We start from the raw sequence: 26,043 nt of genomic DNA on the forward strand, positions 1-26,043 counted from the left end.
AGTTTTATTTATATGATTGCTGGCCTATCAGGTCTGGAAGAGGTACTGCAATTTCATGAAAAACTGGCGCGAGGACAGCTCCCAGCCCGAGGACAAATCGGGATTGGGGGTCGGGTGATAGAATGGGTAGAGATCGTCGGGGAGGCGGTCATAATCGTAGGTGGTTCCGAAATAAAAGACCGAAAAGGGACTGATGCGGACGGTTATCAGAGGATCGAAATCCCAGTGACGGTTTTCATACTCGGCATATTCGAGCAGTCCATCGTTATCAATCGGGACAAGCATGCTTCGATAGGTGTACTGCACAACCAGCCTGACCGACAAAGTCCGGGTGGCCTGGTAGCTGAACCGGGTTCGGAAAATATAGTTCTCGAACAGCTGTTCGTTGGTATCGACATGATTGCTGACCAGGTAATCACCCTCCGGTTCGATAATCAGGCGGTCGAAAGGTTTGATGCTCAAGCCCGATGAGAATGACCACTCACGACCTTTTTCAAGAACATTCAGGGCCGCACCGACACCGGTTTCGACGGAGAAGTTGACGCCCAAGCGATCGCTGATGGCACTGCTGCCGTCAAAATGAAGATTCCAGAGATTGTCGAATTCCCGGCCGCTCCATGATTCCCAACCGGTATTATAGGCGATGGCGTAATGGGTCTGGGCTAAGCGAAGCTGATTTTCCAGGGCAATATTGACATTGGTCCATTTGCGGGAGCCATCGAAATTCCACCGGGTTTCGGTATAGAGTTGCGGTGTAATCTGTTCGAATAAGCCATGATTGAAATATATGTTATAGCCGCTCCAGACAACGAAATTACGGTAGTTGATCCAGGGGTCATAACCGGTTTCGGTGCGATAGGTTCGGCCGACCTGATCGTAGTTAATCAGGAAATTCCAGTGGCGGGCGTTGCGCAGGAACCGGGAAATGAATCCGTGCCCGGTATATGATTCACCGTCAAAACCGATTGTGTACCTGCCGCGGTCGAAAGTCGCCTGATTGTAGTACAGAGCGCTGTCGTCGGGCTCATCGGTATAGGTCATAATGTACTGGCCGTCAATGACATAATTACGCGATAACCTGATTCTCTGGTCTAATGCCACGACCGAATTGGAGCCACCCCGCTCATAACGGCAATCGTTGAAAATGAATCCGAACTGGGAACTTTCGCCGAAAGAATACATGCCGCGAAAGATGTTGACATAGCTTTTGCCGACATTAAAGGGCCTGACAGAGGATTCTTCGAGGGGAATCAGGTAATAGCTGTTTTCGTCGACGGCCGAAACGACGCCGAAACGGAACGGCCCGGAACGACCGGTCAGTTTTCCGGCAAATTGCGGATCATTAATGGTCCTGGTATAGAAGGAGTTGAACAGGGTTCGAAAGATATCACGTCCTTCCTGGAAAAACGGGCGTCGTTCGGGGAAAAACAGGGCAATGGTAGTATTGACATCGATCTGAGCGGCATCGGCTTCAACCTGGCTGAAATCGGGATTGACGGTGGCTTCGAGGGTGATATCGGAGTTGATGGCATATTTCCCCCCTAGTGAAATTTCACCGTCGATATTATCATTGTCGAAAGGAATATCGGGATTGTAGACATCGGTGACCGCTCCCGCCTGGCTGGCGATCAGGGACGGCAGGATTTCTATCCCTTTACCCGGCCGGACATCGGCAAGCCCGGAAACAGTCCCCCACTGGCACGGGTCGCACTGCTCATTACGATCATGAGCCGCCCATGAGTACTGGTGATAGCTGTCACGGGGGTGGTTACGGCGGAAGTCCATCTTCCATATCTGCCGATCTTTGTTGGGGAAACGGATACTGGCAAAGGGAATGGCTATCTCCACCTGGTAGCCGAAATCGGTTATCCGGGCGGCTGAATTCCAGACCAGATCATAGCCGGAATCGTCGCCGACAATATTGGTCCAGAGATAATCCTTCTGGACGCCATAAGGATTTACGAAGAATTTGTAGGCCCAGGCGGCGTCACCATAAGTGTCAATAAAGACCCCAACGGCATCATCGCCGTTAAATTGGTCGCGCTGGCACATGGTTGCTCTGATGTTACCTCTATTATCATAGCAGATAAAAGCGACATAAAGACACTTTTCATCATAGGTGACCATTACCCCGGTTTCGGCGAGCGGGGCAATATTATCGCCTGGATAACTCTCGATAAAGTTATCCGACTGAACGGCGTTTTTCCATCCGGCATCGTTCAGATCGCCATTGACATCGATATTGGCCGATGTCCGACTGATTTCCATGGTGGGTTTGAAAACCGGTTGATTGGCCGCGGCTGGCGAGATCGGGGCAAGAAGGCTAATAATCAGGGAAATTATCACGGCAACCGGTCCCCGCGATCCCTTAAAGTATTTGGTAACCATAAGTATCCCTTTCACTTTGTGCATCGAGGGGAATATGCGGGAATATTTGTGTGAGGGTGTCTTGTCGGCGGCCCACCTGACACCGAAATTCATGTTTTTAACGCGTAAGCGGCTTAATTCCCAATCCAGTCTACTATACGGAAATGGGCCGTGAAGGTTTTATAAAAGCCTGATAATTTTTGTGGTTTTAATTTTTGTGTGAAAAATAGAGTGCCCGATTGGTATTCCATGGGCCATGATCTGAAAATAATGACTTTAAAAGAAGCCGGATGACTTCCCAAAAGGCGTCACCCGGCTTTATTTGGTACCGGTACGGGGAATCGAACCCCGGTTTGAGGACTGAGAATCCCCCGTCCTGGGCCACTAGACGATACCGGCGTGAGATTTCAATTTCGGCCAAATATAACAGGTTTCCCTTAATTGTCAAGAAGGCTTGTTTTGTAAATAAAAAGAATATATATTGGACGAAATTAAATTCAGGAGGGTAATATGGCGCCCCGCAAAGCCAGGGAATTGAAAATCAAGGATCTTGTTCCCCAAATAAATCTGGGCAAACTCAAAATAAAAACCTCCGATGATGTTTCTCCTTGCGGCAATATTATCAGCCAGGAGCGGGCTATCAAGGCGATCAAGCTCGGGCTCAAGGTTAAAAGCCGGGGTTACAATATATTTGTCACTGGTTTGACGGGGACTGGTCGGACGACGACCATCAAACATCTTCTCGAAGGACTTCATAATAACCATACACCGAATTTGATGGATATCTGTTATGTCAACAATTTTCGCGATTCGGATCAGCCTCGGGCGTTGATTTTCCGGGCCGGCGATGGGCGTAAGTTTAAGAACAGTGTTGAGTTAACGATCTCGGCCCTGCGAAAGTCGATACCCAAGATATTCGACAGTGAAGACTATAAAAATCGGCGCAACCGGATTGCGGCTGATTTTGAAAGCCGCCAGAAAAAACTGATTGAGGATTTCGAGAAGAAGATGAATGAGGCCGGTTTTGTAATGGTTCAGTACCAGGTCGGAACCGGTATCAAAAACGAGTTGCAGCCACTGGTGGACAATGAACCATCGCCCCTGGAAAAACTGGAACGGCTGGCCCAGGACGGTAAGTTTCCCAAAGAGCGGCTGGATGAGTTGATTCGCAGCCGCGAAAGACTTCGCCGGGAAATGGGTATTGTGGAAATAGAATCCAAAAAGATGCTGAATAAACTTGATGAGGCGTTGGAAAAGCTGGATCAGTCTATGATGGCCCCGATCATAAGCGATAAAATAAATGTTTTGAAAAAGAAATATCCTAATGAAAGGGCGGTCGAGTATCTGACCGAGGTGGAACGGGCTTTGCTTGAAGATTTGGATCGATTCAAAGAGGCCCGGCCGCGACGGGGGGAGCAGGAAGCCCCGGGATTTCGTAAGAAAGAACCGTTTGAGGAATTTGCCGTCAATCTTTTTCTTGACAATGCCGAGACAGAAAGTACTCCGGTGGTGATTGAAAACTCCCCGGCCTACCGTAATCTGTTCGGGACCATGGAGCGGGTGGTCGATCGTTTCGGGTACTGGCGGACCGATTTCTCCCGTATAAAAGCCGGATCGCTGCACCAGGCATCGGGCGGTTTCCTGGTTATCAACGCTCTTGATCTATTTACCGAGCCGGGAGTATGGAAAAACCTCAAACGGGTTCTGATGAGCGGCGAGGTGGCGGTTTCGGCCTATGATCCGTTTTACATGATGGCTGGTTCGGCTCTTAAACCGGAACCGGTGCCGATCAATGTCAAAGTAGTATTAATCGGCGAGCGGCGAATTTACAATATTCTCTGGTACCAGGAAGAAGATTTCAAGAAGATATTCAAGATCAAGGCCGATTTCGACCATGTCATGGAGCTGAATGCCAAAACGCTTCGCCAGTACGTATCCTTCGTCAGGAAAATAACCGATGATGAAAAGCTGATTCCCTTTGATCGGGGGGCGCTCGAGGAAGTGGCTGGATACGGCAGCCGCCTGGCCGGCCGGAAAGACAAACTTTCAACCCGCTTCACCAATATCGCCGATCTCATTCGTGAAGCCGCCTTTTGTGCCATTGACGGGAATCGTAAGGCTGTAACGCGAAAGGATGTCTGCGAGGCGGTCAAATCGAGAATCCATCGGGTCAACATGATCGAGGATAAGTACCAGGAGTTTTATGATGACAATATCATCATGGTGGCCACGAAAGGCAAAGCGGTCGGACAGATAAACGGGCTTTCGGTTTTCGATACCGGGGAACACAGTTTCGGCCGCCCGGCGCGAATAACAGCCCGAATATCAGTCGGACGGGCCGGGGTAATCAATGTCGAACGGGAATCGGATCTCTCGGGGCCGATTCACAACAAAGGTATCCTGGTGTTAACCGGATTTTTGAGGGGGAAATTCGCCGCCAATAAACCGCTGGTGATGTCGGCATCGATCTGTTTCGAGCAGTCGTATTCCGGAATTGATGGCGACTCGGCCTCATCAACCGAAATTTATGTCATCCTCTCGGCCCTGTCCGGAGTACCGATCAATCAGGGTATTGCAGTGACGGGTTCCGTCAATCAGTTCGGTGATATTCAACCGATCGGCGGGGTCAATGAAAAGATCGAAGGCTTTTTCGATGTCTGTAAATCAAGGAAACTGACCGGCCGTCAGGGCGTGATTATCCCCAGACAGAATGTCGAGGAACTTCATTTGAAACAGGAAGTGGTTGAAGCCGTGAAGGAAGGCAAATTCCATATTTACCCGATTTCCCGCATCGAGGAAGGGATCGAAATCCTGACCGGCAAACCGGCTGGACGGGAATTGAAAAACGGCGGTTTCACCAGGGGAAGTATTTACGATCTGGCCGATAAAGAACTCGACCGTCTGGCCCGGCAGTATAAAAGCTCCGCCGAGGATGAGAGTAAGAAGGCCAGCAATGGCGATGGCAAAGATGCCGTTGAGCCGAAGAAAAAACGCGAGAAGTAAAATTCTTCATCAGCACTAAAAAACCCGCCATCGGCGGGTTTTTTTACTCATTCCGTTTTTTTGTGTTTTAGAAATCGGCGCCGATCGAGAAATAGTACTTGGGATGAGCCGCCACAGTAGCCAGATCGGTGGCCCAGGCCAGATCATAACGAAGGACGAATATTCCCAGATTGGCGCGGATTCCGAAACCGAATGATGATTTGATATCGACCAGGCGATTATCCCCCTGGGAGGTAGCGCCCTTGAAACCGGTGGAATCATTCCAGGCGGAACCGATGTCGTAGAAAATATTCCCGGTAACATAACCGATAGTCATCGGAAGCGGGAAGTTCATTTTCAGGTAATCGACAAAGGGGTAACGGAATTCGAAATTGGCCAGGAAGTACCTATCGCCCGAAAAATCGAAATATTCATAGCCACGCAGGGGGGTGATGGTTTCGGAAAAATAAAGATTTTCCACATCGTACACCTCGGCATCGATGGTAGTATTTTCGATTTTATTGGGAGTCCCTCCGAGGAAATACCTCTTGGGCGTATCACCCCAGGAAATTCCGGCCGAACCGCGGACGGCAAATGAAAAGAGTCCTTTGATATGCCAGTATTTACGATAATCGAACTCAGTGGCATAGAAGGAGATATTGGGATCGGATCCGAAGAGGTCATAAGCGATATCGAAATCAAGCCGGGAACGGCGGCCATTGAGCGGCCCGGTGATCCCCCAGATGATATTATCCTGGACCAGGGACAGAGTGGCCGTGGAGACTTTGGCGGACCGATCTTCGCGGATATCATCGGCATCATGATATTTGCGGTCGATAAAATATTGGGCGACGACTCCCTCGACGCGGAAAAACTGCGAGAAGGGCCGAGACATATAACCCTGGAATCCGTACATCCGATCGGAGAATAAATAATCATAGGCATCGATGTAATAGTTTTTGGTATGGAACAGCCCCACTCCGTAATTGGTCCTCATCCGATTGTAGAAATAGTAGACCTGTAGATTGGTCTGATCAATGGTATTGACCAGATCGGTGATCAGATAAATCTGGTGGTCACCGAGATAATCGGAGAAGACGAAGATCGAATTCCCCTGAAGACCATAGAATGTATCGTAGGAAAAGCCGCCGTTGACGTAATCCGGGGTGAATTTAACCCGATAATCATGGACCTTATATTCACCGCTGGGCAATTTATTAACCGTGGCAATGGAATCGAAAACCGCCTTTTCCTCCGGTTCCAGATAATTCATGGACGAGGTATCTTTGTGAACCGGTTCGAATAATCCGGCCAGGGGATCATCACTGCCTTCATCAGGATTAGAGACAAAAACAAAATCGCCACCCTCGATTCGAGTCGTATCGACATGGGCCGGTTCCGGGGTCGTGGTGGAATCACCGGTCTCGGGTGCTGTTGCAGTTACCAGAGAATCGTCGCTGGCAGTCGAATCGGAGACTTCGGCAATATCGATTAATTTTGTTGAATCCTCTTTGGCAATTTCGGTTTGATGGTAATCGTATTTCCCTTTCATAAAATCGGTCGGTTCGAGCCGGCCGTTTTTAATAGCATCCTTCCAGTCTTTCAAGACAAAGATATCAAAACCGCCTTTGTTGAAAGACTGAAAAGCGATCTGCTTGCCATCGGGAGACCATGAGGGGGCATTGGCTCCGGTCAGGATGTCGGTGATCGGAAAGACGGTCGAGGAATCGATAAAAGCGATATAGAGATTGTCGATTCCGTTCCGATTCGAAACGAAGCAGACCGTTTTGCCATCGGGAGCCACATCCGGTTCGGTATTAATTCCAGGACCGGCGTGGATCGGAAAAACCGATTTATCATCAATATCAACCATAAAGAGATTGTAATTTCCATAGCCGAAGGGGCTGTAAATTTTCCGGTAATCCAGTGAATCGGTCGGCTGATAATCGGGGTTATTTACAATAAAAGCATTATCGGGATGCGGGCGATCTGAGGAAAAGGCCAGATGTTTGGAATCGGGGAACCATGAGGGATGATCATCATCATAGGTATCATCGGTTAGATTGTATGTCTTATTGTTTTCGATATCATAGACAACAATATTGCGTTGCCGGCCATTAAGAGCCGCGAAGGCTATTTTCTTGCCATCCGGGGACCAATGGGGATGGAGAATGCTGTTGAATTCGAAGAACTTCCTTTGATAAATGTTTTTATCCTTGATGGTCAGGAAATAGATGGCATCCCGACCATGAGATTTGGCCACGAAAGCGATTTCTTCGCCATCGGGCGAAAAGGTAATCCCCGAATAATAGGAATGAAGCGATTCCAGATCGCCGCTTCGTTCAGCCTTGACCAGGCGGTCGATTTCTTTACCATCGATGGCCGAAATCAGGTACACCTCGGTGTAGTCTTTACGAGTCGAGAAGATGGCCAGACGGTCTCCTTTGGGGGAGAAGATGGGGTTGCCGTTAAATCCAGAGCCGTCCTCGGAATGATTGGTCAGAGCGCGTGAAAATTCTTTGGCTTCCTGCCGTTTGGCGATATCGGGCCAGTAACGGCGTTTCATTTCCTTGGAAAATTCCTCGTAAAGCTCTTTGGAAGTGATACCCAGGGATGATTTCAGGGCCTTATTTATGGTCAGGTGAATTTTGCCTTTGGCGAAAATCTCTCCGATTTTTCGTTCACCATAGTTGTCGGCGATAAAATTAATCAGGGCCTGTCCTTCTTTATAGGCCATGTACCCTGAAATATATTCGAGGGGAGCCAGGTAATTGTTGATGGTGGCATCGCGAACCACCATATCGGCCTGGTAGTCCCATCCGAACCGGGAGCTGTATTCGGCATAACCCTCAGCCAGCCACAGGGGCATTTCGAAAAACCTCTGACGGGAAATCAGCGAGGAAAAGATATTGCCGAAAAGCATATCGAAGGTAACGGCATGGGTCAACTCATGATGCAGGACATGGCGCAGGTCGGCGGTTGATCCATTGAAAGGGACGGTGATACGGTTTTTGAAAACCTCGGTAAAGCCGCCGACTCCTTCCGGAAGCAGTCCGGAAGTGATGTTGGTTTGCTGGAAATCATTCGGGGAATTGTAAATGAAAACGGGAATACGACGGTGGATGTGGTAATTCAGTTGATCCGAAATAATGACGTAAGCTGATTCGAGAACCGTTGCTGAGAATTTGGCCGTTTCATACATCTGATCAGCGAAATAGACATCGAAATGCCTGGTTTGCAGGTACTGCCATTCAAAGGCTTTATACTGGACTTTGTTCTGGCCAAAGAATCTTGTTTGACCATTGGCCGCTCCGATACATAAGAATATCAAAAATGACAGGATAAATATTTTCTTTATCATAACAAATTCCGTGTAAATGATGGACTTTATTTATTTATCAACTTACTCTTTTAATATCGGCTCCCAGCTTCAATAATTTCTCATCCAATTTGCTATAACCCCGGTCAACATGATATACCCGAAGTAATTCGCTGTTTCCTTCTGCGGCCAGGCAGGCCAGAGTCAGGCCTGCGCCGGCCCTGATATCGGATGCCATCACCGTCGTCCCCTTCAACTTAGAGACGCCGGTAACCAGCGCTTCGTTCAGCGTAACATTGACATTGGCCCCCAGGCGCCGGAGTTCCATGGTGTATCCGAACCTGTCTTCAAAAACAGTTTCCTTGATACTGCTGGTTCCCCCGGCTACCGTAGCCAGGGCGACGAAACATGGCTGAAGATCAGTCGGAAAACCCGGAAATGGAAAAGTAACCACCTTGACGGGTTTCAGTTTTTTTGGTCCTTTGACCCTGATAGCCGTTTTTTTCTCCTCAATCTGACAGCCCATCTCATATAATTTACGTGAAACCATGGTCAGATGAGATGGATTTATGCCGGTCACTTCGACCTCGCCGCTGGTAATGGCCGCCCCGCACATATAAGTTCCCGCTACCAGCCGATCCCCGGAGACTTTGTGGCTGATGGATTTAAGTTCGGAGACGCCTTCAATTGTAATGGTGGCCGTCCCGGCTCCATGAATTTTGGCCCCGGCGGCCTTCAAGAATTCAGCAACATCAACCACCTCGGGATCGCAGGCGGCATTGATAATCCGGGTTGTCCCGTTGGCCAGCACGGCGCCGAACATGATATTTTCGGTGCCGGTGTGCGATGGCCGATCGAAATGGACGGTGGCGCCTTTGAGCTTCCTGGACCGGGCGATAACATAGCCGCCATCTTCGGAAACTTCGGCTCCCAGCGTTCGAAATCCGAGAATGTGGTAATCAATTGGCCTGGCACCCAGAATACAGCCTCCCGGAAGGGAAACCCGGGCTTCTCCGAGGCGACCCAGGAGCGGACCAAGAACCAGAAATGAGGCTCTCATCTGCCGCATCAGGTCATAAGGAGCTTCGTTGTTATTAATATTACTGCAATCGAGACTCATTCGGCCGGAATCGGGATCATAATCAATCACGGCGCCGATATATTCCAGGACTTTCTTAATTGTGTATATATCTCTTAAAGGGGGGATATTTTCAAGGACGGTTTGGCCTTTTTTAAACATGATGGTGGCGGCAATGATCGGCAACGCGGCATTTTTGGAGCCATCGGCGGCCAGACTGCCGGACAGGATTTTTCCGCCGCGGATTTCAAACTTATCCATATTAATCCTTATAATGCTTAATATTCCAAATCATTTCCAACTTCAAAAACATTAAAGGATAAACGTTTGCTTTACAGGTTGCAACAATAATATAATCAACACGACCCGACAGCCAGCTACCGGGCCGTGGTTTTTCAATAGATATCCGCGGCGGTTTCTTTATCAGCAACATTGGTCGGTTTTGCCAGAACCGTTTTTATCCAGATTTTCTGTTCTTCCGGCATGCTGGGTTGGCCTCCCGACATTCCGCCGCCGGGGCCCATGCCGCCACCGCCGGGACCCATCCCGCCGCCTGGCGGGGAGCCGCCCATTCCGCCCGGGCCGCCTCCTCTCGGAGGACCACCGAAATCATCATCTTTGGAAGGCCGACTCATTTGTTTCATCTCTATTTTGCCCCACTCAACTCCAATACAAACAGTTGCCCCGGGTTGAGCATCGATGCCGAAAAAGCCGGCTGACATGGGGGCCAGCGGGATACTGAATTCATAGGTATAAATGCCGTTGGTTTCACCAAAAGCGGCCTTCGGACCCATACCGCCATCGACCGGGGCCGTAAATTCAAAATCATTGTCTTTGTCAATCAGGGTCAATTGAGGTGTTTTCAAGGTGTCGCCCGGAAACATTTGTTTCTTCTGGTCGGAATCGAAACGACTGGGTTTATCACCGCCCGGCCCGCCTCCGGAGTCGGGACGAGGGGGAGTTCCACCGCGATAGACTAGGCCGATATTTTTGTGTTTTTTACCCTGGTTATCAAACCAGAGGGTCAGGCCGCTCATCCGAATGGATTGCAGCCAGGAAGGGTCATTGAAACTGAAATAAATATTTAAGTGACTGCTGTCATTGCACATGGCCAGGACGGCTTTTTGTTTTTCGAAATAATGAAAGGGGATATCATCCCAGTCCCCTCGTTTTCCGTCGGCCGTTATACCCGCCCCAGTCCAATTTCCGGGGAGTTCCACCGTGTTACAGGCCAGCAACATAGCCAAACCGCCCAGGATTATCATGGTTATTGATTTTTTGTGGTTCATAAATCGGATTTCACTTTCACCAAAAATGCCAATAAAAGATTGAGACTCTTTTATTTTATTTGACAAGGCAATAGATTAGAAAGACCAATTTTATTTACATATTTTTTGCCGGAATAACCCGGTGACAGATTCTGACAAAATATCCTTGACATTGTTGTCTGGTTTTGTTATGTATAAAATCTGTCTTTATTAAGCAACCGGATTTTACATAAAATATTTAATTGCTCAGGGAGGACCAGGGAACCTGTCCGATAAAGAGCAATCAGGTGTGAAAGGAAACGCTCGTTGTGAGTTCAGGGTCCAGTCGAGACCGGCTGACAATGATTTTAATTCTCATTATTATCATAATGGGAATCGAAATAGTCTATCTGGTGATTCAAAATAATAAACTGCGCGGAATTATCGAGGATCCCAAGAAATATTTTAAAACTTTGTCGCCCGATGATATGGTCCCGCCATTCAGCGCCCAGGATATTTTCGCGGGGAATATCAGTCTGAATTATACGCCGGGAGCGCCATTTTCGATGTTGTTCTGGTTTTCACCGACCTGTACGGCGTGCGAAGATAATATCGGTTTCTGGTCCGAGATTTTCGCAGATACCTCTTTCCAGGAGATAAGGTTTTTAGGGATGTGCGCCGGGACACCCGAGGAAGCCAGGGAGTTCGCGTCGGAGAATGGTCTTAAATTCCCGATTGTCGGGGCCCAGGATCCCTATTTGATGGAAACTTATAAAGGCAACATCTTGCCGCAGACGGTTCTGATATCGCCCGACGGGAAAATAATCCGGGTCTGGCCTGGGGCCGTTACTGAAAGACAACGTCATGAAATAATCCAGGTTTTATCGCAGCTTCAACCATGAAGGAGGTGATATTACATGGCAGCTCTAAGAAGAATTAAAGCCCTGGTGATCATTCTGTCACTGGTTGTGATGTTTGCCGGCGGCTTTACGATCATGTCAACCCAGCAGGCCGAGGCACGTTATGCCTGCTGTATCTGGGTGATGTATTGCACACAGGCACCGCCCATTATCTGCTGGGATGTCTGCATTCCGGTTCCATGCCCTTAGATGGATCGAATCATCTAATGTTGGGCAGATTTTCCAAAGGACAATTTCAGGGTGGGTAATCCCGCCCGGCAGGGCCGGCTTTAAACGTCGGCCTTTTTTATTTTCCGGGGTTATTCTTTGACATAGACGTACGGCACCGAATATGCACCGTTGAAAGGAGAAACATAGAATCGCCCGTCCGGTCCAGTGAAGATAATCTGGTCGAAACTGATAATGAGCGGTTTGGAATATTCGGAGCTGTCGATGTAGGTGACTGAAGTCTCGCCACTTTCGGCGGAATAAATATAATCCTGAAAATGCCAGCCCAGGTCTAACGCCAGACGGCCGCTGGCTTGATGGAGTGAAGGCCAATGGAGCCAGGCTTTGGTTATATAGGTAAAGAGAGTCTCCGGCAGAATGTTGAAAATATTGTTTTTTATTATATGGTAGGTGCTGTCGTTTCCCACGAAATAGATAAAGGTGTCGCGGGTGACGATGGTCGGGTCCCAGCCCGGTCCGAAATACTGCATTTCATTGCCGAGAACCATAAACAGAGAATCATTATTCTGGGCCAGAATCAGGCTGGTGTCCATCAAGACTATGGATTCGAAGTCCCGGGTAATTTCCGAGGGCCATGATGATGCATTTGAAATCCGATAGAACATAATCCGGCTGGAGTCGAGATAAGCCAGGGTGTTGTTATCGGATCCGATGGTCGGTGAATGTAAACCCTCGCCCATCAGTACCGGTTCACGGATCGGGGCCCCGATCGAAGCTCGATAGATACCGGTGAACTGGGTATAATTGGTGTCGGTTGAGATGTAGTATATATAATTGTGATCGGGCGATAGGGACGGCTCGCTTTCGATAGGGTAAATATAATCATCGTCATCATTATTGGTGCCGTAATGCTCATCGCCGCAGGAGAGTAACAGGGCCATCAAAATCAGGCCTGCTATTCTAAGGTTCATAATCCCATCCCTTCAGAGTTTCCCTGACCCTGATGAAAAAATCGAGTGCTTCGGGTTCGGTATAATCTGGATATGTCCAGGGCAGTGATTTGAATTTTTTATTTTGGAAGATCAGTGTCACCTCGCCGAAAATTCCGTTTTTCAGATATACGCGATGGGCATAGTCCTTGGTGGTGGCCAGGCACAGGTTGGCATGGGTCATAATCCCGGGATCCAGATTGATCTTGCGAAAAACGAAATCCCCCACCTTCTCGCCGTATTTTTCTTCGAGTTTATTGGTCCAGAGTTTGATGTCGGCCAGGCTGTCGCGATCCACCGTTTTTTCGAAAGCGAAGAATTTTCGTTTCAGATTGTCACCCATCTCCTCGCGGTAATATTTGGTATGCAGGAATTCGATTTCATCGGTTTCGAGTTCGACATGGCCATACTTCTTCTCGATTTCCAGGACAGCATCATGCATAGCCCCGACCGAAGCATAGATGATCGAGAGGATTAGTCTTCCCGGCAGAGGGGTTTTGATTCGTCCCATAGATTCTCCTGATTAACGGTAACATAACCGTAAATGGTCGGAGTATCAACCATTATTGCTTTTTTTGCCAAAGCAGGGTGCCAGACACAGTCCGCAGATAAGAGTCCCAATATTTTCGGGCCGGGCAAATTCAGAGACTTTGGAAAAACAGGCGGCCAGATCAAAATCCTGCGGATTCTCGGCGATAGCCCCGACCGGGCAGGCATCGATGCAGGCGTAGCAGTCGCCGCAGTCATCATCAAGAGGAAAATCAGGCTCCAGCTCCAGATCGGTCAGGATCGTAACCAGCCGAATTTGAGAGCCGTAATCGGGAGTAACCAGGAGATTGTTCCGTCCGCGCCAACCCAGACCGGCCCGGAAAGCGATTTCCCGATGTGACAGATGGGCCAGCATCTTCGGTTTCCATTTAAGGATCTGTGAGGCCGGAATCGGCAGGGCTGAAGACCCGAGTTGCATAAGGTGCCATGAGACATTGAAAGCAATGTCGTTCAGGATATGATTGATCTGCCGGTAATGCGATTTATACAATACATTGGGCCGGTCAACGATGGTTTCCAGGACCGCCGGGGATACCGGGACGCCGATTGAAATGGCGGTGGTCAGGCGGTTCGATGTTTCTCTGATCTCGCCGTGAAAGCCGGCTCTTAAATCGGCGGTAACGGTAGTGACCCCCAAAAGCGGGCCGCCTTTCAGTTTACTCATCTGACGAAGATCGCTTTTGATTTTGACCGGGTCCATAATACGATTATATGAATATGCCGGATTAAATCCAAGAGAAAGGTCGCCAATTAAAAGTTGCAAAAATCTGGATAAGCCAATATATTAATAGCCTTGAGATTTTAATGGAGGATAAATGGGTATGAAATACAAACCGGTCAAAGCCGCACGGGGAACCAAGCTGAGTTGTAAAGGATGGGCTCAGGAAGCGGCCCTTCGCATGCTTAACAATAACCTTGACCCGGAGGTTGCCGAGAAGCCGAAAGACCTGATTATCTATGGCGGATCGGGCAAGGCGGCCCGCAACTGGGATTGTTATCACGCCATTGTCAAATCGTTAAAAACGCTTGAGAATGATGAAACGCTTCTGGTTCAATCGGGCAAACCGATCGGTATTTTTCGAACCCATGAATATACTCCGCGCGTACTGATCGCTAACAGCCATCTGGTTCCGCACTGGGCGACCTGGGATAAATTCCGCCAGCTGGAAAAACTGGGTTTGATTATGTTCGGCCAGATGACGGCCGGGAGCTGGATATACATCGGAACCCAGGGAATCGTGCAGGGGACCTATGAGACTTTTGCAGCAGTCGGGAACCAGCATTTTAACGGCGATTTGTCGGACAAATGGATTCTGACGGGCGGTATGGGGGGAATGGGCGGGGCTCAACCTCTGGCCGGGACCATGGCGGGGGCATCCATTCTTTGCATCGAGATTGATGAAACCCGGATCAATCGCCGGGTTAAGATGGGTTACTGCGATATCAAGGTCAAGACACTGGATAAGGCTCTTAAATTAATCAAGGAACACACCCGGCTGAAGAAACCGATTTCGATCGGACTGGTCGGTAATTGCGCGGAGATGTTTCCGGAAATATTCCGGCGGGGTATCATTCCCGATATTGTCACCGATCAAACTTCGGCTCATGATGAGTTAAACGGGTATATCCCGGAGAGAATGACCGTCACCGAAGCGGACCGTTTACGCAAGAAGAATCCCCGTGAATATATCGATCGGGCCTATGAATCAATGGTTAAACATTGCAGCGCCATGGTGAAATTTCTCCGGGCCGGATCAGTGGTTTTCGATTACGGTAACAATCTGCGCGGTCAAGCGGAAAAGGGCGGCCTTAAGGAGGCCTTTGAATTTCCGGGTTTTGTCCCGGCTTATATACGGCCGCTTTTTTGCGAGGGCAAGGGTCCTTTCCGCTGGGTGGCTCTTTCGGGGGAACCGGCCGATATTCATGTGACCGATGAAATCATTTTAAAAGAATTCAAATATAATAAATCATTATGTCGCTGGATTGAACTGGCCCGGGAGAAGGTGCCCTTCCAGGGACTCCCGGCCCGAATTTGCTGGCTGGGGTACGGCGAACGGGCCCGATTCGGAGAATTGATCAACGATCTGGTGAAGAAGGGCAAGATTAAAGCTCCGATTGTGATTGGCCGCGATCATCTCGACTGCGGCTCTGTGGCCTCGCCATATCGCGAGACAGAAGCGATGAAAGACGGGTCCGATGCTATCGCCGACTGGCCGCTTTTAAACGGTATGCTGAATGCTATCTCCGGCGCCAGCTGGGTATCGATTCATCACGGCGGCGGGGTTGGTATCGGTAACGCAATTCATGCCGGAATGGTTATTGTGGCTGATGGGACCGAGATGATGGGTGAACGTTTGAATCGGGTTTTAACCAATGACCCGGGAATCGGGATCGCCCGTCATGCCGATGCCGGCTATAAGGAAGCGATTAAGTTCGCCAAAGATCATAAGATAAAAACTCCGATGATCGGGAAATGAATAAAATGACATATGGAGGCCGGATTGCACACCCGGCCCTTTTTATTATTACCACTTTCAAATACCTGTATTAAGAATTGCTTAAACCGGAGATAATCAACGATGATAACTGCCACTGATTATTCGGGGGCTGTCGGATATGCTCTCGGAAATCCGGCGGTTTGACTGAATCAGATTATACCGGTTGATTTTTTACGTTTTGCCTATTAAATTATTCAGTTGTGAAAAGGATAAACTCCGAAGAATTTGTTTGACTATAATTTTGGACTGAATCATGCCTCCTGCAAAAAAAGCGACCCTTCTGATAAAAAATATCAATCATCTGATAACCATGGTTGGCCCGGTTCCGCGTCTTGGAGACCAGATGAAAGATCTGGGTCTGATTGAAGGCGGGGCGGTGGCTGTGGCCGGTGAAGAAATTCTTGCCGTCGGCAAATCCGAGGAAGTCGAAGGTCATGTCGATCTGGCCGAGGGATGCCGGGTAATTGATGCCAGGAAGGCAGTGGTTACACCGGGTTTTATTGATCCGCATACCCACCCGGTTTTCTCCCGAACTCGCGAGAGTGAATTCGAAATGCGGATTTTGGGAAAGAGCTATATGGAAATCGCTGCGGCCGGCGGCGGTATCCGGGCCTCGGTTCGGGATCTGCGTGAAACCGGGCGGGCCGAACTTGTCCAGAAAACAGCCGAGCGTTTGGATGCACTGCTTTCTTACGGGATTACCACGATCGAGGCTAAGTCGGGATATGGATTGTCCACCGAGGCAGAGATCAAATCGTTGGAGATTATCAAGGAACTAAATGAAAACCATGTTATGGATCTCATTCCCACTTTCCTGGGGGCGCATGAAGTTCCCGATGAATTTCGTCATCAGCGCAAGGATTATATTGCCCTGTTAATAGATGAGATGATTCCGAAAGTAGCCGAGGCACAACTGGCGGAATTTTGCGATATTTTCTGCGAGGAAGGGGTTTTCAGTGTTGAGGAGTCGCGGCGGATTATGAGCGCGGCCAAAAATCACGGGATGAAGCTGAAATTCCATGCCGACGAATTGGCTTCATCGGGCGGTTCCGAACTGGCCGCCGAAATGGGAGCGGTATCGGCCGATCATATTGTCTATATCTCCAATGCGGGTATTGCGGCAATGGCTCAATCGGGAACGGCCGCGGTGCTACTCCCGGGAACCTGTTTTTCGCTCGGATCAGGACATTATGCGCCGGCCCGGAAATTGATCGAGGCGGGGGTGACAGTGGCCATGTCAACCGATTGTAATCCGGGTTCGAGTTTTACCGAGTCGCTGCCGTTGATGACCACATTGGCGGCTCTTCATTACAAAATGACGGCGGCCGAATCTATTTCGGCGATTACGGTTAATGCCGCCTGTGCGGTTAACCGCGGGGGGAAGATAGGCCAGTTAATCCCGGGTCTGCCGGCGGATATTGTTGTCTGGGATATGAATGATTATCGGGAAATGCCTTATCATTATGGTGTCAATCTGGTTAAAACCGTTATAAAACGGGGTAAAATTGTTATCGGATAATCATTTTCCGAAACTTCACCTGTGGCGGAATGTTATAAGAATATGATGAAGGGTCTGCCTGGTATTGCCGTTTTCTGCCTGATTATCGGAATAATATCCGGTTGTGGCATTTACAGTTTTAATCCCGGCGGTAAATCATCGATTAAAACTATTTCGGTGGCCCAGTTCGAAAATAAAACGATTGAATCCGGGCTGGCCAACCGGATGACGGATTTGGTGGTGGATGCTTTCATTGCCGATGGCAATTTAAAAATAGCCTCCGAGGACAATGCCGATGCCAATTTATTCGGGACCCTTTTAAACTATAAAAGAGATCCGTATACCTATGATGAGGCCGATAATGTCTCTCAATATGTTGTCCGCCTTACTTTTGATGTTCTACTCCAGAAACGCGAAAGCGGCGAGGAAATCTGGAAAGAGGTTATTTTGAGCGAAGGCGTTTATAATGTCGATTCACAGACCGAGGAGGATGGGCAGGTTCTGGCGGCCGGGAAACTGGTGGAGGATATAATTAACCGAACCACCAAAAGCTGGTAATTTTTGTTTGACAGTAACCGAAAATAGAAAATATATTCCCGATTTAGTGAGGTATTGCATGAAATCAAGACATCTTACAGTCGTCCTGGGGTTGGCCGCGATGCTGTTGCTTTGCTCAGGTTCCCTTTGGGCCGATGAAAATAACCCGGATGCCGGAACCAGTGCCTTTTATTTCCTGAAAATACCGGTCGGGGCGCGGCCAATGGCCATGGGCGGGGCTTTTACCGGGGTGGCCAACGATGAAACCTCACTCTACTATAACCCGGGTGGAATTGCTGATTTGAAAGGTAAACGGTATGTGGCCGGTTATAATAATAATGTATTCGATATGCAATCCGGATTCCTGGGATATATTCATCCGGTCGGCGAAAATCGCAAAGTGACGGTTTATTTAAACTATCTCAGCTATGGTGATTTTGTTGAGACCGACGATACCGGTCGGGTGCTTGGCACTTTTGGCGGAAGTGATTTGCTTTTTGCCGCCGGTTACGCGATGAATATCAATCCCAAACTGGCGGTGGGCGGAACGCTGAAACTTATTTATGAGAAAATCGATGATTTTTCGGCCACTGGTTTTGCGATCGATCTGGGGGCCAGGCTGGCCGTGGATAGGCAGCAGAGGACCCATGTCGGTGTCATGATTCAGAACCTGGGAAAGCAATTGTCAACTTTCGGTGATGGTGAAAAGGATCCCTTGCCTCTTGTTGTCCGGGGCGGGGTATCCTCGTATCTCAAGGGCCTGCCGCTCCTGATCGCCGGGGATTTAATTTATCCGACCGATAATGATCTTTATTTCGCCCTTGGCGGCGAACTTTTGGCTTTAAAACCACTGTATTTAAGATTGGGTTATTCCAATTTCGGTGAGAATTATAAAACGGGTTCCAGCAAGGATGATCTTTCGGGTTTCACGGCCGGATTCGGGGTGGATTATAAATATATGCAGATATCTTACACAATCACACCTCAGGCGGAATTGGGGACCAGTCATCGCATAACCTTAACCGGAGGATTCCAATAATCCGATTTAGAAAACAAATGAATATCAGGATGTTGATCCTGATGATCGCGATATTGTTTCTGGCCGGATGTTCGGGGGGAACCGGCGGCGATTCGCCCAAGGATACGGTGGTCCGTCTGTTCGGGGCTATGGAACGGAATGATGCTCCGGCTATTGAGCATCTGGTCGATTTGCCGGCCCTGATGGATCAAACACAGGAGGATTATGCACTCCAGCGGGATGAACCACGGGTATTTCATAATCCAGCCGAGATTCTGGATGATTTAACCGGTGACGGGATAACCAAAAAGCGCTGGTTCTCGATGCAGAGGGTGATCGGCAAGACGGAAATCCATGGGGATTCGGCTCTGGTCGAGGTATCGTTTCTTAATAAAAAGTTGGGTATTCAGTATTACAATAAATTCGGTCTTCGCCATGTTGACGGCCGATGGTTGATTTACAGCTTCCGGACAATGTCAGGGAATTAGTATTTCCCGATTATTCCGATATAATTCTCGTCGGGTGAATGACCCGAGAGAATGATATTTAAATATTCAGGACGGGCTATGGACCGAGGCAAAATTGTATCAATCGAACGTTCCAAAGGATACGGTTTTATTGAAATGGAAGACGGGGAAAAGGTGTTTTTTCATCAGCGCTGGCTTCGAAAGATAAAGTTTCGGCAGTTGAATGAAGGCGACGAGGTTGTTTTCACGATTAACATAGGTCCCCGTGGTCCGAGGGCATTCCATCTGAATCTTGCCGACCAGGAAATCCAGGAAATAAAAACAAAACGTATCGCCGAACTATTCAAATATTAATCCAATCAAACAATAAAAAGGGAAGCTTACCGTGTAGACGGAGACAGAGGGGGAAATCCCCGTCGTATTCCCTCGGCAAACTTCCATTATAAAAATATTACGGCCGGCATAATTTGTCAAGGATTATCTGCCTGCTAACCGATTCAGAATAACTACATAATGGATCAAAGTAGGCGATGAATCCGATTTGTGGCCCAACGTGATGACTGTAAGTAACTATAATACAAATAATTATAAGTCGGGCTTAATGGCCTTCGATTACAGACGACATTTCTCAAAGCATATTTTTATTATATTTTTGGATTGCCTGGCTTATCCGGTTGACCGGAGGTAAAGATTTATTTAACTTATATTAATCGGCACCCGATCATGGGTTGTTATCTGCGATTCTTATCTGTGATTGATTCCTGTGGATTGGGTGTGGATAACACATTGAGAAAACTATTCAATCCTGCGGAGTGAATGTTTTTATGGCTGGAATGGCAATTAATCCCAATTGATTGTTGGTAATATGTGGATAAAGTTGTGATAGTCTTTTAATAAACTGCCTGACGATGTGGGCAGGCGCAAGGAGGATTGGCGATGCAGACTTTTATTTTGATGACTAAGCTTTCGACCGATGTTTCGAAGCGGATGAAAGACCGCGCCAAAATCGGTCGCGCCTGGCTGGAGCAGGTCAGGGAAAAATGCCCCGAGGTTAAATTCGTGGCGCATTATGCTCTTCTGGGCGGTTACGATTTCATGGATATTTACGAAGCTCCCAACGAAGAGGTGGCGGCCAAGGTTTCCATGATTTCGATGACTCATAGGGCTTTTGAGGCCCAGAGCTGGACCGCGATTCCATATAGACGTTTTGTCGAACTGACCGAAGAGATCTGACCATTAGCAAACTTGAAAATTCGAATGTAATGGGTTATTGTACATCAGGATCATGGTGGAAGACAAATCTAATTTAAGTGATTTTTCGGATTTTTAGTAAAAGATATTCGGTATGAATGAGTCCTATTCGAATTATTATCCGATTGAGAAGGTCAGGCCAAGTCTCTGGTACGTCGCCTTCGGGGTTATGGTCGGAGTGTTCGGAACGGCGGTTTTTATCTGGTTTCTGTATGACAGGGTAATTCATATGGCCGATGATTTTCAGCGGGTGGTGGTACCGGGAAGGGCGGTTATGGAATTTAGGGGTCCGGGCAATTATACCATTTTCCATGAGTATCGCAGTGTTGTCGGCGGACGGATATTTGGTTCGGATGACAATATCGCCGGACTTCAGATCAGACTGGTCAAACTGGAAGGCTATGAAGAAATTTTCTTGGAAGAAACTCCGGGCAGATCATCTTATGAATTCGAAGATCGCGACGGCTATTCGCTGTATGATTTTAATATAATAGAGCCGGGGTCATATCTTCTGGAAGCCTGGTATCCTGGAGTGGGGTCTTCCGCTACGGGTAAGGAAACGGTTCTGGCGGTGGGCCGGGATTTTATGAAACGCCTTTTGACGACTGTTATTATTTCAATTGTTATCATGGTTGTCAGCTGGGTTCTGGCTGTCATTATCATTATTACAACCATGGTTAAAAGAAAAAGGAATCGTCAAGAGGTTCTGGCCTATCAATCAGGTCGGCCCCATATTGCCGGTTAATTTCGTAATAGAGTGGGGGAATAATGTCATATATGACCAAATCGGATTTTCTGGCGGGGATGGAATGCCGGATGAGATTATGGTTTGCCGCGCACCCGCCTGATAATCTTCCGGGACCGGGCCCGGTTGAAATATATCGAATGAAATCAGGAATTGAAGTAGGGCGGGAGGCCTGGAATTTATTCCCCGGTGGCCGCTCAGCCGAGAATGGTGATGGGAATCAGGCGGAAAATCTGGAAACAACCATGCGTTTGGTTGAGGATGAGAATGTCCCGGCTATTTTTGAAGGGAGTTTTCTTTTCGATAATATTTTGATACGGGCCGATATCCTGCAACGTCTCAATGGTGGTAGATGGAATCTGGTGGAAGTGAAATCGAGTACCGGGGTTAACAAGGAAAAGCATCTCTGGGATGTCTGGATTCAGTATTATGTGTTATCCCGTCTTGGTTTTGAACTGGAACAGGCGGGGATCCTGCATCTTAACCGGAATTACCGATATGATGGCAATTCTCATAATTATTCCGGGCTATTCGCGTTTTTCGATCTGAAACCCGAGATTGATCCCATGAATAATCTTCTCGGGCCGGCCATCGACTGGTTCAAGGATATAATTAAGGGCCCCAAACCGGAACTCCCCGAATTGGACCGGGCCTGTAAAGAATGCGGATTATCGGCCTTTTGCCGGGATGATATCCCTGATGATTGGGTGGCATACCTGCCCCGTCTCAGTTCGAGCAAATGGGATCTTCTGGCCTCGATGAATATCAGGGAGATATGTAAAATTCCATCCGATTTCAGCTTGACGCCAACCCAGAACATGATTCGCGGATGCGTAATGGATAATGTCGAATATGTCAATCCCGATCTCGGAGAACAACTGGGCAGTTTGAAATATCCCCTTTATTTTCTTGATTTTGAGACCGTTTCGACCGCTATTCCGCGCCTGTCCGGAACCTGTCCCTACCAGGTGATTCCTTTTCAGTGGTCATGCCATATTCTCCGCCGGGATAACTCAATCGACCATAATGAATTTCTTCATGATCGACCGACCGACCCCCGGATTCCTTTTATTGAATCACTTCTGAACTGCCTTGGCGATGAGGGAAGCATTCTGCACTATACTTCCTTCGAGAAAGTGATTCTATCGAACCTGGCGAAGGAATTCCCGGTCGTCGCCGGCCGGATTGAGGCCATTGGGGCTCGCCTGGTTGACCAGTGCCGTCTGATTATGGGAAATTACTATCACCCTGCATTCAAAGGTTCCTATTCCATCAAACAGGTTTTGCCGGCGATGTTTTCCGATGATGGCAACGGCTGGAGTGATCTTGATATCAAGGATGGCAGTACGGCTATGGCTAAATACCTTGAAATGATATCACCTGATAAAAACGGGCAGGATAGAGATTCTCTCAGGGAGTCATTACTTCGTTATTGCGAGCAGGATACCTGGGCCATGGTCAGAATCCATGATTATCTCCAGGGGAAAGTCTGATTATCTATTTAACCGGATCAATGGATGAGGCCGGCTTTCCCCTTTAAAACATAAAAATTTTATTGTTTTTTTGGGAGCAATATAATTATTATATTAAATTGATGTCCGGAGAATCTAATAAGGGGCAATATAATAGTATTAAATAATAATATAATCAAGATTGGCCTGCGATATCGGGCGAGTCGATAAATCCGGAAGGAGGATTGATAGTGTTCAAGGAATTCAAGGAATTTGCCATGCGGGGCAATGTCGTGGATATGGCCGTCGGTATAATTATCGGCGCCGCTTTCGGTACCATTGTTAAATCACTGGTAGCCGATGTCATTATGCCGCCGATCGGTCTGTTACTCGGCAATGTTGATTTTTCCAACCTGTTTATTGTTCTCAAGCAGGGAGCCACGCCGGGACCTTACCTGGCCCTGGCCGACGCCCAGGCCTCCGGCGCAGTAAGCATCAACTATGGAGCTTTCATTAATACGGTTATTAGTTTCCTGATTGTGGCTTTCGCGGTATTCATGATTATCAGGAGTATCAATAAACTGAAACGGCATGAGGAAAAACCACCCGAGGCCCCGACCACCAAGGAATGTCCTTTCTGTCTTTCAACGATTCCGATCAAGGCCAAGCGTTGCGCCCACTGCACCGCCGATCTGGGTGTAACAGAAGGGTAAGAAAAGCGACCTTTAAATTAATCGGTAATATTCGATTTACGGCATTAAATACTATATAGTGGAAAGTGTCGGGTGTGGAAACATGCCCGATATTTTTTTTGTGAGTCCTCTGAAAAACGAAAGGGCGATCAAAAGCCCGACGATAAATGAAACTTTTATATAAAAAAATGAGTCTATTTCAATATATCACAACCATAGATGGCGGAGGGCAATTGCTTTGAAAAAAACCATCTTACTTTTCCTGATATTGTACTGCAGTACGGTTCAGGCCGCTTCGGTGGGGCTGATGGTCAAGGATTGCGGTATCAGTTTCGGCAACTCGCCGCGCCTGAACGGACTTAGAATCAATGTGGTCGATAAGCATGTCGAAGCTGTTAACGGATTAAACTTGACTCTCTGGGTCCCCGGGAAAAATCCGGATTTCGTCATGAACGGTCTGGCAGTCGGTCTTATCGCTCCTGATGCCCGGCGGCTCAATGGTGTTACTATCGGCGGTATCGGAGTGGCCTGCGATCAAGGCTGCGGACTGGCGGTCGGACCGATCGGGGTCGGAGCGGATGATTTCACCGGGGTCGCCGTCGGAGGAATCGGCATCGGCGGGGACCGAGTGACCGGGGTCGCTCTTGGAGGTCTGGGAGTCGGGGCTGACGATTTCACCGGTCTGGCCCTCGGCGGATTGGGTGTTGGTAGTGACAGAATGACCGGTCTGGCCATAGGGGGACTTGGTGTCGGGGCGGATAAACTGATCGGAGTGGCGATCGGCGGTCTTGGGGTCGGTTCCGATAATATTACCGGAGCCGCGATCGGCGGTCTGGGAGTTGGTGGAGACAGGTTGAACGGTATGTTTATCGGGGGTCTGGGAGTCGGCGGTGACAAGATGACAGGTTTATTTGTCGGTGGTTTGGCGGTCGGGGGTGATGAGATCAGCGGTCTGGTTCTGGCCGGCGGTGTGGTGGGAGGAGATTTAATTAGAGGCGGCACGATTGCCGGGCTGGGAATCAAGGCCGATGAATTGAAAGGTTTTAAAATTGCGCCATACTGTCATGCCGGAACAGAAATGGCCGGAGTCTCGATTGCGATAGTGAATATTGCCCGAAATTTAAAGGGCCTCCAGATAGGTCTAATCAATATCGCCCACAATAATTCGGCCCCGTTTAAGGTAACGCCTCTGTTTAATTATCATAAATAAGCAGCGGCCTTCCCGCTCGCAGGGCTTGGGGTGAGATCTTTCTGTTGGCCCGGCCTGACCGGATAAAGGACCGGCGGCGCCGTGCCCTTTTAAAGGCAATTAGGGTCCGGGCCGTTTCCGTATAAGTACATAGCCAGATAGTTGATATCCAGAATATTAAGATGTCCATCGTTATTAATGTCGGCATTTTCGAAAATGACGGGCGATGGGCCGCTCAAATAGAGATATCTGGTAAGATAAACGATATCCAAAACATTGACAACACTATCATCATTGATATCAGCACATGAACTGAAGCTGGTATAATAGATATTCGAAATGGCCGACCAGTTCATAACTTCGTCGGCGGTTTTCAGAGCAATCAGGTAAACCTGACCGCTATCCAGCCCGGAGATAGTAAAACTTTCATGAGTCCCGGCCGGTTCCGGCCGGGGTTCACAACAGACGGTATCGGCCCGGTTCCACCAGGAATCGATATCATTGCCGACCGGATTGGTCGAGATACGGATATCGTACAGGTAGGCCTGACCTTTATTCATGTCATCACCGGGAGCGGTCCAGTGAAAGGTCACGGAGTTGCCGCTGATAATCAGGGTCGGCTTATACGAGGCATGAACGACCTGAAGACAGGTTGACAGGAAAAATACGGCGGTGAGGATAAAAACGTGCAGAATGACGCTATCGCGTCCTGATGCGAAAGCCATCAAAACCCCCATAGTAACGATTGTTAACATCACACCGATCGGAACGTCCCCTGTTCCGACCACTTCAACCCAAAATCGTTAACTACCCTCGATAGGCTTTCAAGTCTCCTTAAAATCCTCTGCTCGGCGGAATCGGTTTCGGGCCTTTTAATCCTGTTCCCATCAGGAATAAAGCAGTTAGAACCCGCATTTCGCCCATGTTTACGTTATTTTCCCGCAATATATGTTCTTCAAACATTGATGCAAGTTAATTATGACAATGAGTTAAAAATGTTGGTGCATTATGTTCGTTACAAGACATGGCACAATGATACACCGCCGTCCTTTATTTAAAGCTCTACCAGGGAGTAAAT

General features: G+C 48.4%; 22 protein-coding genes and 1 tRNA gene. 14 read left to right on the forward strand and 9 right to left on the reverse strand.

What is annotated here, in order from left to right; translation table 11 throughout:
- Positions 1 to 27: 27 nt before the first annotated feature.
- Both JXQ28_06820 and JXQ28_06825 read right to left on the reverse strand, forming a co-directional pair.
- The gene (locus JXQ28_06820; GenBank protein MBN2277442.1) at positions 28 to 2,412 is read right to left on the reverse strand and encodes a carbohydrate binding family 9 domain-containing protein; all 2,385 of its coding nucleotides are present in this window, start codon (positions 2,410 to 2,412) and stop codon (positions 28 to 30) included.
- Positions 2,413 to 2,690: 278 nt separating this feature from the next.
- A tRNA-Glu gene (locus JXQ28_06825) sits at positions 2,691 to 2,766 on the reverse strand.
- Between the two features lie 111 nt (positions 2,767 to 2,877).
- Here JXQ28_06825 and JXQ28_06830 point away from each other — a divergent pair.
- Complete coding sequence (locus JXQ28_06830; GenBank protein ID MBN2277443.1) at positions 2,878 to 5,370, forward strand: AAA family ATPase; 2,493 nt, start codon at positions 2,878 to 2,880, stop codon at positions 5,368 to 5,370.
- Positions 5,371 to 5,437: 67 nt separating this feature from the next.
- Here JXQ28_06830 and JXQ28_06835 read toward each other — a convergent pair whose 3' ends face one another.
- The 3 genes from JXQ28_06835 to JXQ28_06845 form a co-directional block, all read right to left on the reverse strand.
- Entirely contained in the window at positions 5,438 to 8,710 is a 3,273-nt protein-coding gene (locus JXQ28_06835) for a PD40 domain-containing protein (GenBank protein ID MBN2277444.1), read from the reverse strand.
- A 37-nt stretch (positions 8,711 to 8,747) separates the two neighbouring features.
- On the reverse strand, positions 8,748 to 10,007 hold the full coding sequence (murA, locus tag JXQ28_06840; protein ID MBN2277445.1) for a UDP-N-acetylglucosamine 1-carboxyvinyltransferase: 1,260 nt from the start codon (positions 10,005 to 10,007) through the stop codon (positions 8,748 to 8,750).
- Positions 10,008 to 10,141: 134 nt separating this feature from the next.
- Positions 10,142 to 11,035: a hypothetical protein gene (locus JXQ28_06845; protein MBN2277446.1), complete on the reverse strand. Its 894-nt coding sequence runs from the start codon at positions 11,033 to 11,035 to the stop codon at positions 10,142 to 10,144.
- A gap of 320 nt (positions 11,036 to 11,355) precedes the next feature.
- Between JXQ28_06845 and JXQ28_06850 the strand changes: the two genes are divergently transcribed.
- Positions 11,356 to 11,895, forward strand: a complete 540-nt coding sequence (locus JXQ28_06850; protein ID MBN2277447.1) for a redoxin domain-containing protein — start codon at positions 11,356 to 11,358, stop codon at positions 11,893 to 11,895.
- Between the two features lie 15 nt (positions 11,896 to 11,910).
- Positions 11,911 to 12,102 (forward strand): hypothetical protein, encoded by a 192-nt coding sequence (locus tag JXQ28_06855; protein MBN2277448.1) that lies wholly within the window; start codon positions 11,911 to 11,913, stop codon positions 12,100 to 12,102.
- Between the two features lie 110 nt (positions 12,103 to 12,212).
- On the opposite strand, the gene JXQ28_06860 is transcribed toward JXQ28_06855, so the two are convergent.
- From JXQ28_06860 to JXQ28_06870, 3 genes are read right to left on the reverse strand one after another with little or no spacing between them, the layout of a single operon-like run.
- On the reverse strand, positions 12,213 to 13,052 hold the full coding sequence (locus JXQ28_06860; protein MBN2277449.1) for a hypothetical protein: 840 nt from the start codon (positions 13,050 to 13,052) through the stop codon (positions 12,213 to 12,215).
- On the reverse strand, positions 13,042 to 13,581 hold the full coding sequence (locus JXQ28_06865) for a DUF4416 family protein (GenBank protein ID MBN2277450.1): 540 nt from the start codon (positions 13,579 to 13,581) through the stop codon (positions 13,042 to 13,044). Before JXQ28_06865 ends, JXQ28_06860 begins: the two co-directional genes overlap by 11 nt.
- A 45-nt stretch (positions 13,582 to 13,626) precedes the next feature.
- Positions 13,627 to 14,283 carry an epoxyqueuosine reductase gene (locus JXQ28_06870; protein ID MBN2277451.1) on the reverse strand — a complete coding sequence of 219 codons (657 nt, stop codon included), beginning with the start codon at positions 14,281 to 14,283 and terminating at the stop codon, positions 13,627 to 13,629.
- 157 nt (positions 14,284 to 14,440) lie between these two features.
- Here JXQ28_06870 and hutU point away from each other — a divergent pair, with 157 nt between their 5' ends.
- The 11 genes from hutU to JXQ28_06925 all read left to right on the forward strand — a co-directional run bounded on the left by hutU (position 14,441) and on the right by JXQ28_06925 (position 24,986).
- Positions 14,441 to 16,096, forward strand: a complete 1,656-nt coding sequence (hutU, locus tag JXQ28_06875; GenBank protein ID MBN2277452.1) for a urocanate hydratase — start codon at positions 14,441 to 14,443, stop codon at positions 16,094 to 16,096.
- A 274-nt stretch (positions 16,097 to 16,370) separates the two neighbouring features.
- Positions 16,371 to 17,636, forward strand: coding sequence for an imidazolonepropionase (locus JXQ28_06880; protein ID MBN2277453.1), 1,266 nt, complete (start codon positions 16,371 to 16,373; stop codon positions 17,634 to 17,636).
- A gap of 42 nt (positions 17,637 to 17,678) precedes the next feature.
- Entirely contained in the window at positions 17,679 to 18,173 is a 495-nt protein-coding gene (locus tag JXQ28_06885) for a hypothetical protein (GenBank protein ID MBN2277454.1), read from the forward strand.
- A 58-nt stretch (positions 18,174 to 18,231) separates the two neighbouring features.
- A complete protein-coding gene (locus JXQ28_06890; protein ID MBN2277455.1) occupies positions 18,232 to 19,191 on the forward strand; it encodes a PorV/PorQ family protein in 960 nt (319 codons plus the stop codon).
- Between the two features lie 41 nt (positions 19,192 to 19,232).
- Positions 19,233 to 19,658 (forward strand): hypothetical protein, encoded by a 426-nt coding sequence (locus tag JXQ28_06895; GenBank protein ID MBN2277456.1) that lies wholly within the window; start codon positions 19,233 to 19,235, stop codon positions 19,656 to 19,658.
- A 78-nt stretch (positions 19,659 to 19,736) separates the two neighbouring features.
- Positions 19,737 to 19,991 carry a cold shock domain-containing protein gene (locus JXQ28_06900; protein MBN2277457.1) on the forward strand — a complete coding sequence of 85 codons (255 nt, stop codon included), beginning with the start codon at positions 19,737 to 19,739 and terminating at the stop codon, positions 19,989 to 19,991.
- 582 nt (positions 19,992 to 20,573) lie between these two features.
- Entirely contained in the window at positions 20,574 to 20,870 is a 297-nt protein-coding gene (locus JXQ28_06905; GenBank protein MBN2277458.1) for a GYD domain-containing protein, read from the forward strand.
- 112 nt (positions 20,871 to 20,982) lie between these two features.
- A complete protein-coding gene (locus JXQ28_06910; protein ID MBN2277459.1) occupies positions 20,983 to 21,633 on the forward strand; it encodes a hypothetical protein in 651 nt (216 codons plus the stop codon).
- Between the two features lie 23 nt (positions 21,634 to 21,656).
- Positions 21,657 to 23,126 carry a DUF2779 domain-containing protein gene (locus JXQ28_06915; protein ID MBN2277460.1) on the forward strand — a complete coding sequence of 490 codons (1,470 nt, stop codon included), beginning with the start codon at positions 21,657 to 21,659 and terminating at the stop codon, positions 23,124 to 23,126.
- 209 nt (positions 23,127 to 23,335) lie between these two features.
- Positions 23,336 to 23,797: a large-conductance mechanosensitive channel protein MscL gene (mscL, locus tag JXQ28_06920; GenBank protein MBN2277461.1), complete on the forward strand. Its 462-nt coding sequence runs from the start codon at positions 23,336 to 23,338 to the stop codon at positions 23,795 to 23,797.
- Positions 23,798 to 24,014: 217 nt separating this feature from the next.
- Positions 24,015 to 24,986, forward strand: coding sequence for a hypothetical protein (locus JXQ28_06925; GenBank protein MBN2277462.1), 972 nt, complete (start codon positions 24,015 to 24,017; stop codon positions 24,984 to 24,986).
- A gap of 89 nt (positions 24,987 to 25,075) precedes the next feature.
- Here the strand turns inward: JXQ28_06925 and JXQ28_06930 are convergent, their stop codons facing one another.
- Positions 25,076 to 25,690 carry a hypothetical protein gene (locus JXQ28_06930; GenBank protein MBN2277463.1) on the reverse strand — a complete coding sequence of 205 codons (615 nt, stop codon included), beginning with the start codon at positions 25,688 to 25,690 and terminating at the stop codon, positions 25,076 to 25,078.
- Between the last annotated feature and the right edge of the window lie 353 nt (positions 25,691 to 26,043).

The organism is Candidatus Zixiibacteriota bacterium (genome assembly GCA_016933955.1).
Taxonomy (GTDB): Bacteria; Zixibacteria; MSB-5A5; order GN15; family PGXB01; genus JAFGTT01.

What these genes read in the sequence shown, in the direction of transcription:
- JXQ28_06845 (MBN2277446.1), bottom strand. Translation starts at nt 11,035, where the DNA reads ATGAACCACAAAAAATCAATAACCATGATAATCCTGGGCGGTTTGGCT.
- JXQ28_06870 (MBN2277451.1), bottom strand. Translation starts at nt 14,283, where the DNA reads ATGAGTAAACTGAAAGGCGGCCCGCTTTTGGGGGTCACTACCGTTACC.
- JXQ28_06865 (MBN2277450.1), bottom strand. Translation starts at nt 13,581, where the DNA reads ATGGGACGAATCAAAACCCCTCTGCCGGGAAGACTAATCCTCTCGATC.
- JXQ28_06855 (MBN2277448.1), top strand. Translation starts at nt 11,911, where the DNA reads ATGGCAGCTCTAAGAAGAATTAAAGCCCTGGTGATCATTCTGTCACTG.
- murA (MBN2277445.1), bottom strand. Translation starts at nt 10,007, where the DNA reads ATGGATAAGTTTGAAATCCGCGGCGGAAAAATCCTGTCCGGCAGTCTG.
- JXQ28_06910 (MBN2277459.1), top strand. Translation starts at nt 20,983, where the DNA reads ATGAATGAGTCCTATTCGAATTATTATCCGATTGAGAAGGTCAGGCCA.
- JXQ28_06930 (MBN2277463.1), bottom strand. Translation starts at nt 25,690, where the DNA reads ATGGCTTTCGCATCAGGACGCGATAGCGTCATTCTGCACGTTTTTATC.
- JXQ28_06860 (MBN2277449.1), bottom strand. Translation starts at nt 13,052, where the DNA reads ATGAACCTTAGAATAGCAGGCCTGATTTTGATGGCCCTGTTACTCTCC.
- JXQ28_06850 (MBN2277447.1), top strand. Translation starts at nt 11,356, where the DNA reads ATGATTTTAATTCTCATTATTATCATAATGGGAATCGAAATAGTCTAT.
- JXQ28_06830 (MBN2277443.1), top strand. Translation starts at nt 2,878, where the DNA reads ATGGCGCCCCGCAAAGCCAGGGAATTGAAAATCAAGGATCTTGTTCCC.
- JXQ28_06885 (MBN2277454.1), top strand. Translation starts at nt 17,679, where the DNA reads ATGATGAAGGGTCTGCCTGGTATTGCCGTTTTCTGCCTGATTATCGGA.
- JXQ28_06900 (MBN2277457.1), top strand. Translation starts at nt 19,737, where the DNA reads ATGGACCGAGGCAAAATTGTATCAATCGAACGTTCCAAAGGATACGGT.
- JXQ28_06895 (MBN2277456.1), top strand. Translation starts at nt 19,233, where the DNA reads ATGATCGCGATATTGTTTCTGGCCGGATGTTCGGGGGGAACCGGCGGC.
- JXQ28_06835 (MBN2277444.1), bottom strand. Translation starts at nt 8,710, where the DNA reads ATGATAAAGAAAATATTTATCCTGTCATTTTTGATATTCTTATGTATC.
- JXQ28_06905 (MBN2277458.1), top strand. Translation starts at nt 20,574, where the DNA reads ATGCAGACTTTTATTTTGATGACTAAGCTTTCGACCGATGTTTCGAAG.
- JXQ28_06820 (MBN2277442.1), bottom strand. Translation starts at nt 2,412, where the DNA reads ATGCACAAAGTGAAAGGGATACTTATGGTTACCAAATACTTTAAGGGA.
- JXQ28_06915 (MBN2277460.1), top strand. Translation starts at nt 21,657, where the DNA reads ATGTCATATATGACCAAATCGGATTTTCTGGCGGGGATGGAATGCCGG.
- JXQ28_06880 (MBN2277453.1), top strand. Translation starts at nt 16,371, where the DNA reads ATGCCTCCTGCAAAAAAAGCGACCCTTCTGATAAAAAATATCAATCAT.
- JXQ28_06890 (MBN2277455.1), top strand. Translation starts at nt 18,232, where the DNA reads ATGAAATCAAGACATCTTACAGTCGTCCTGGGGTTGGCCGCGATGCTG.
- hutU (MBN2277452.1), top strand. Translation starts at nt 14,441, where the DNA reads ATGAAATACAAACCGGTCAAAGCCGCACGGGGAACCAAGCTGAGTTGT.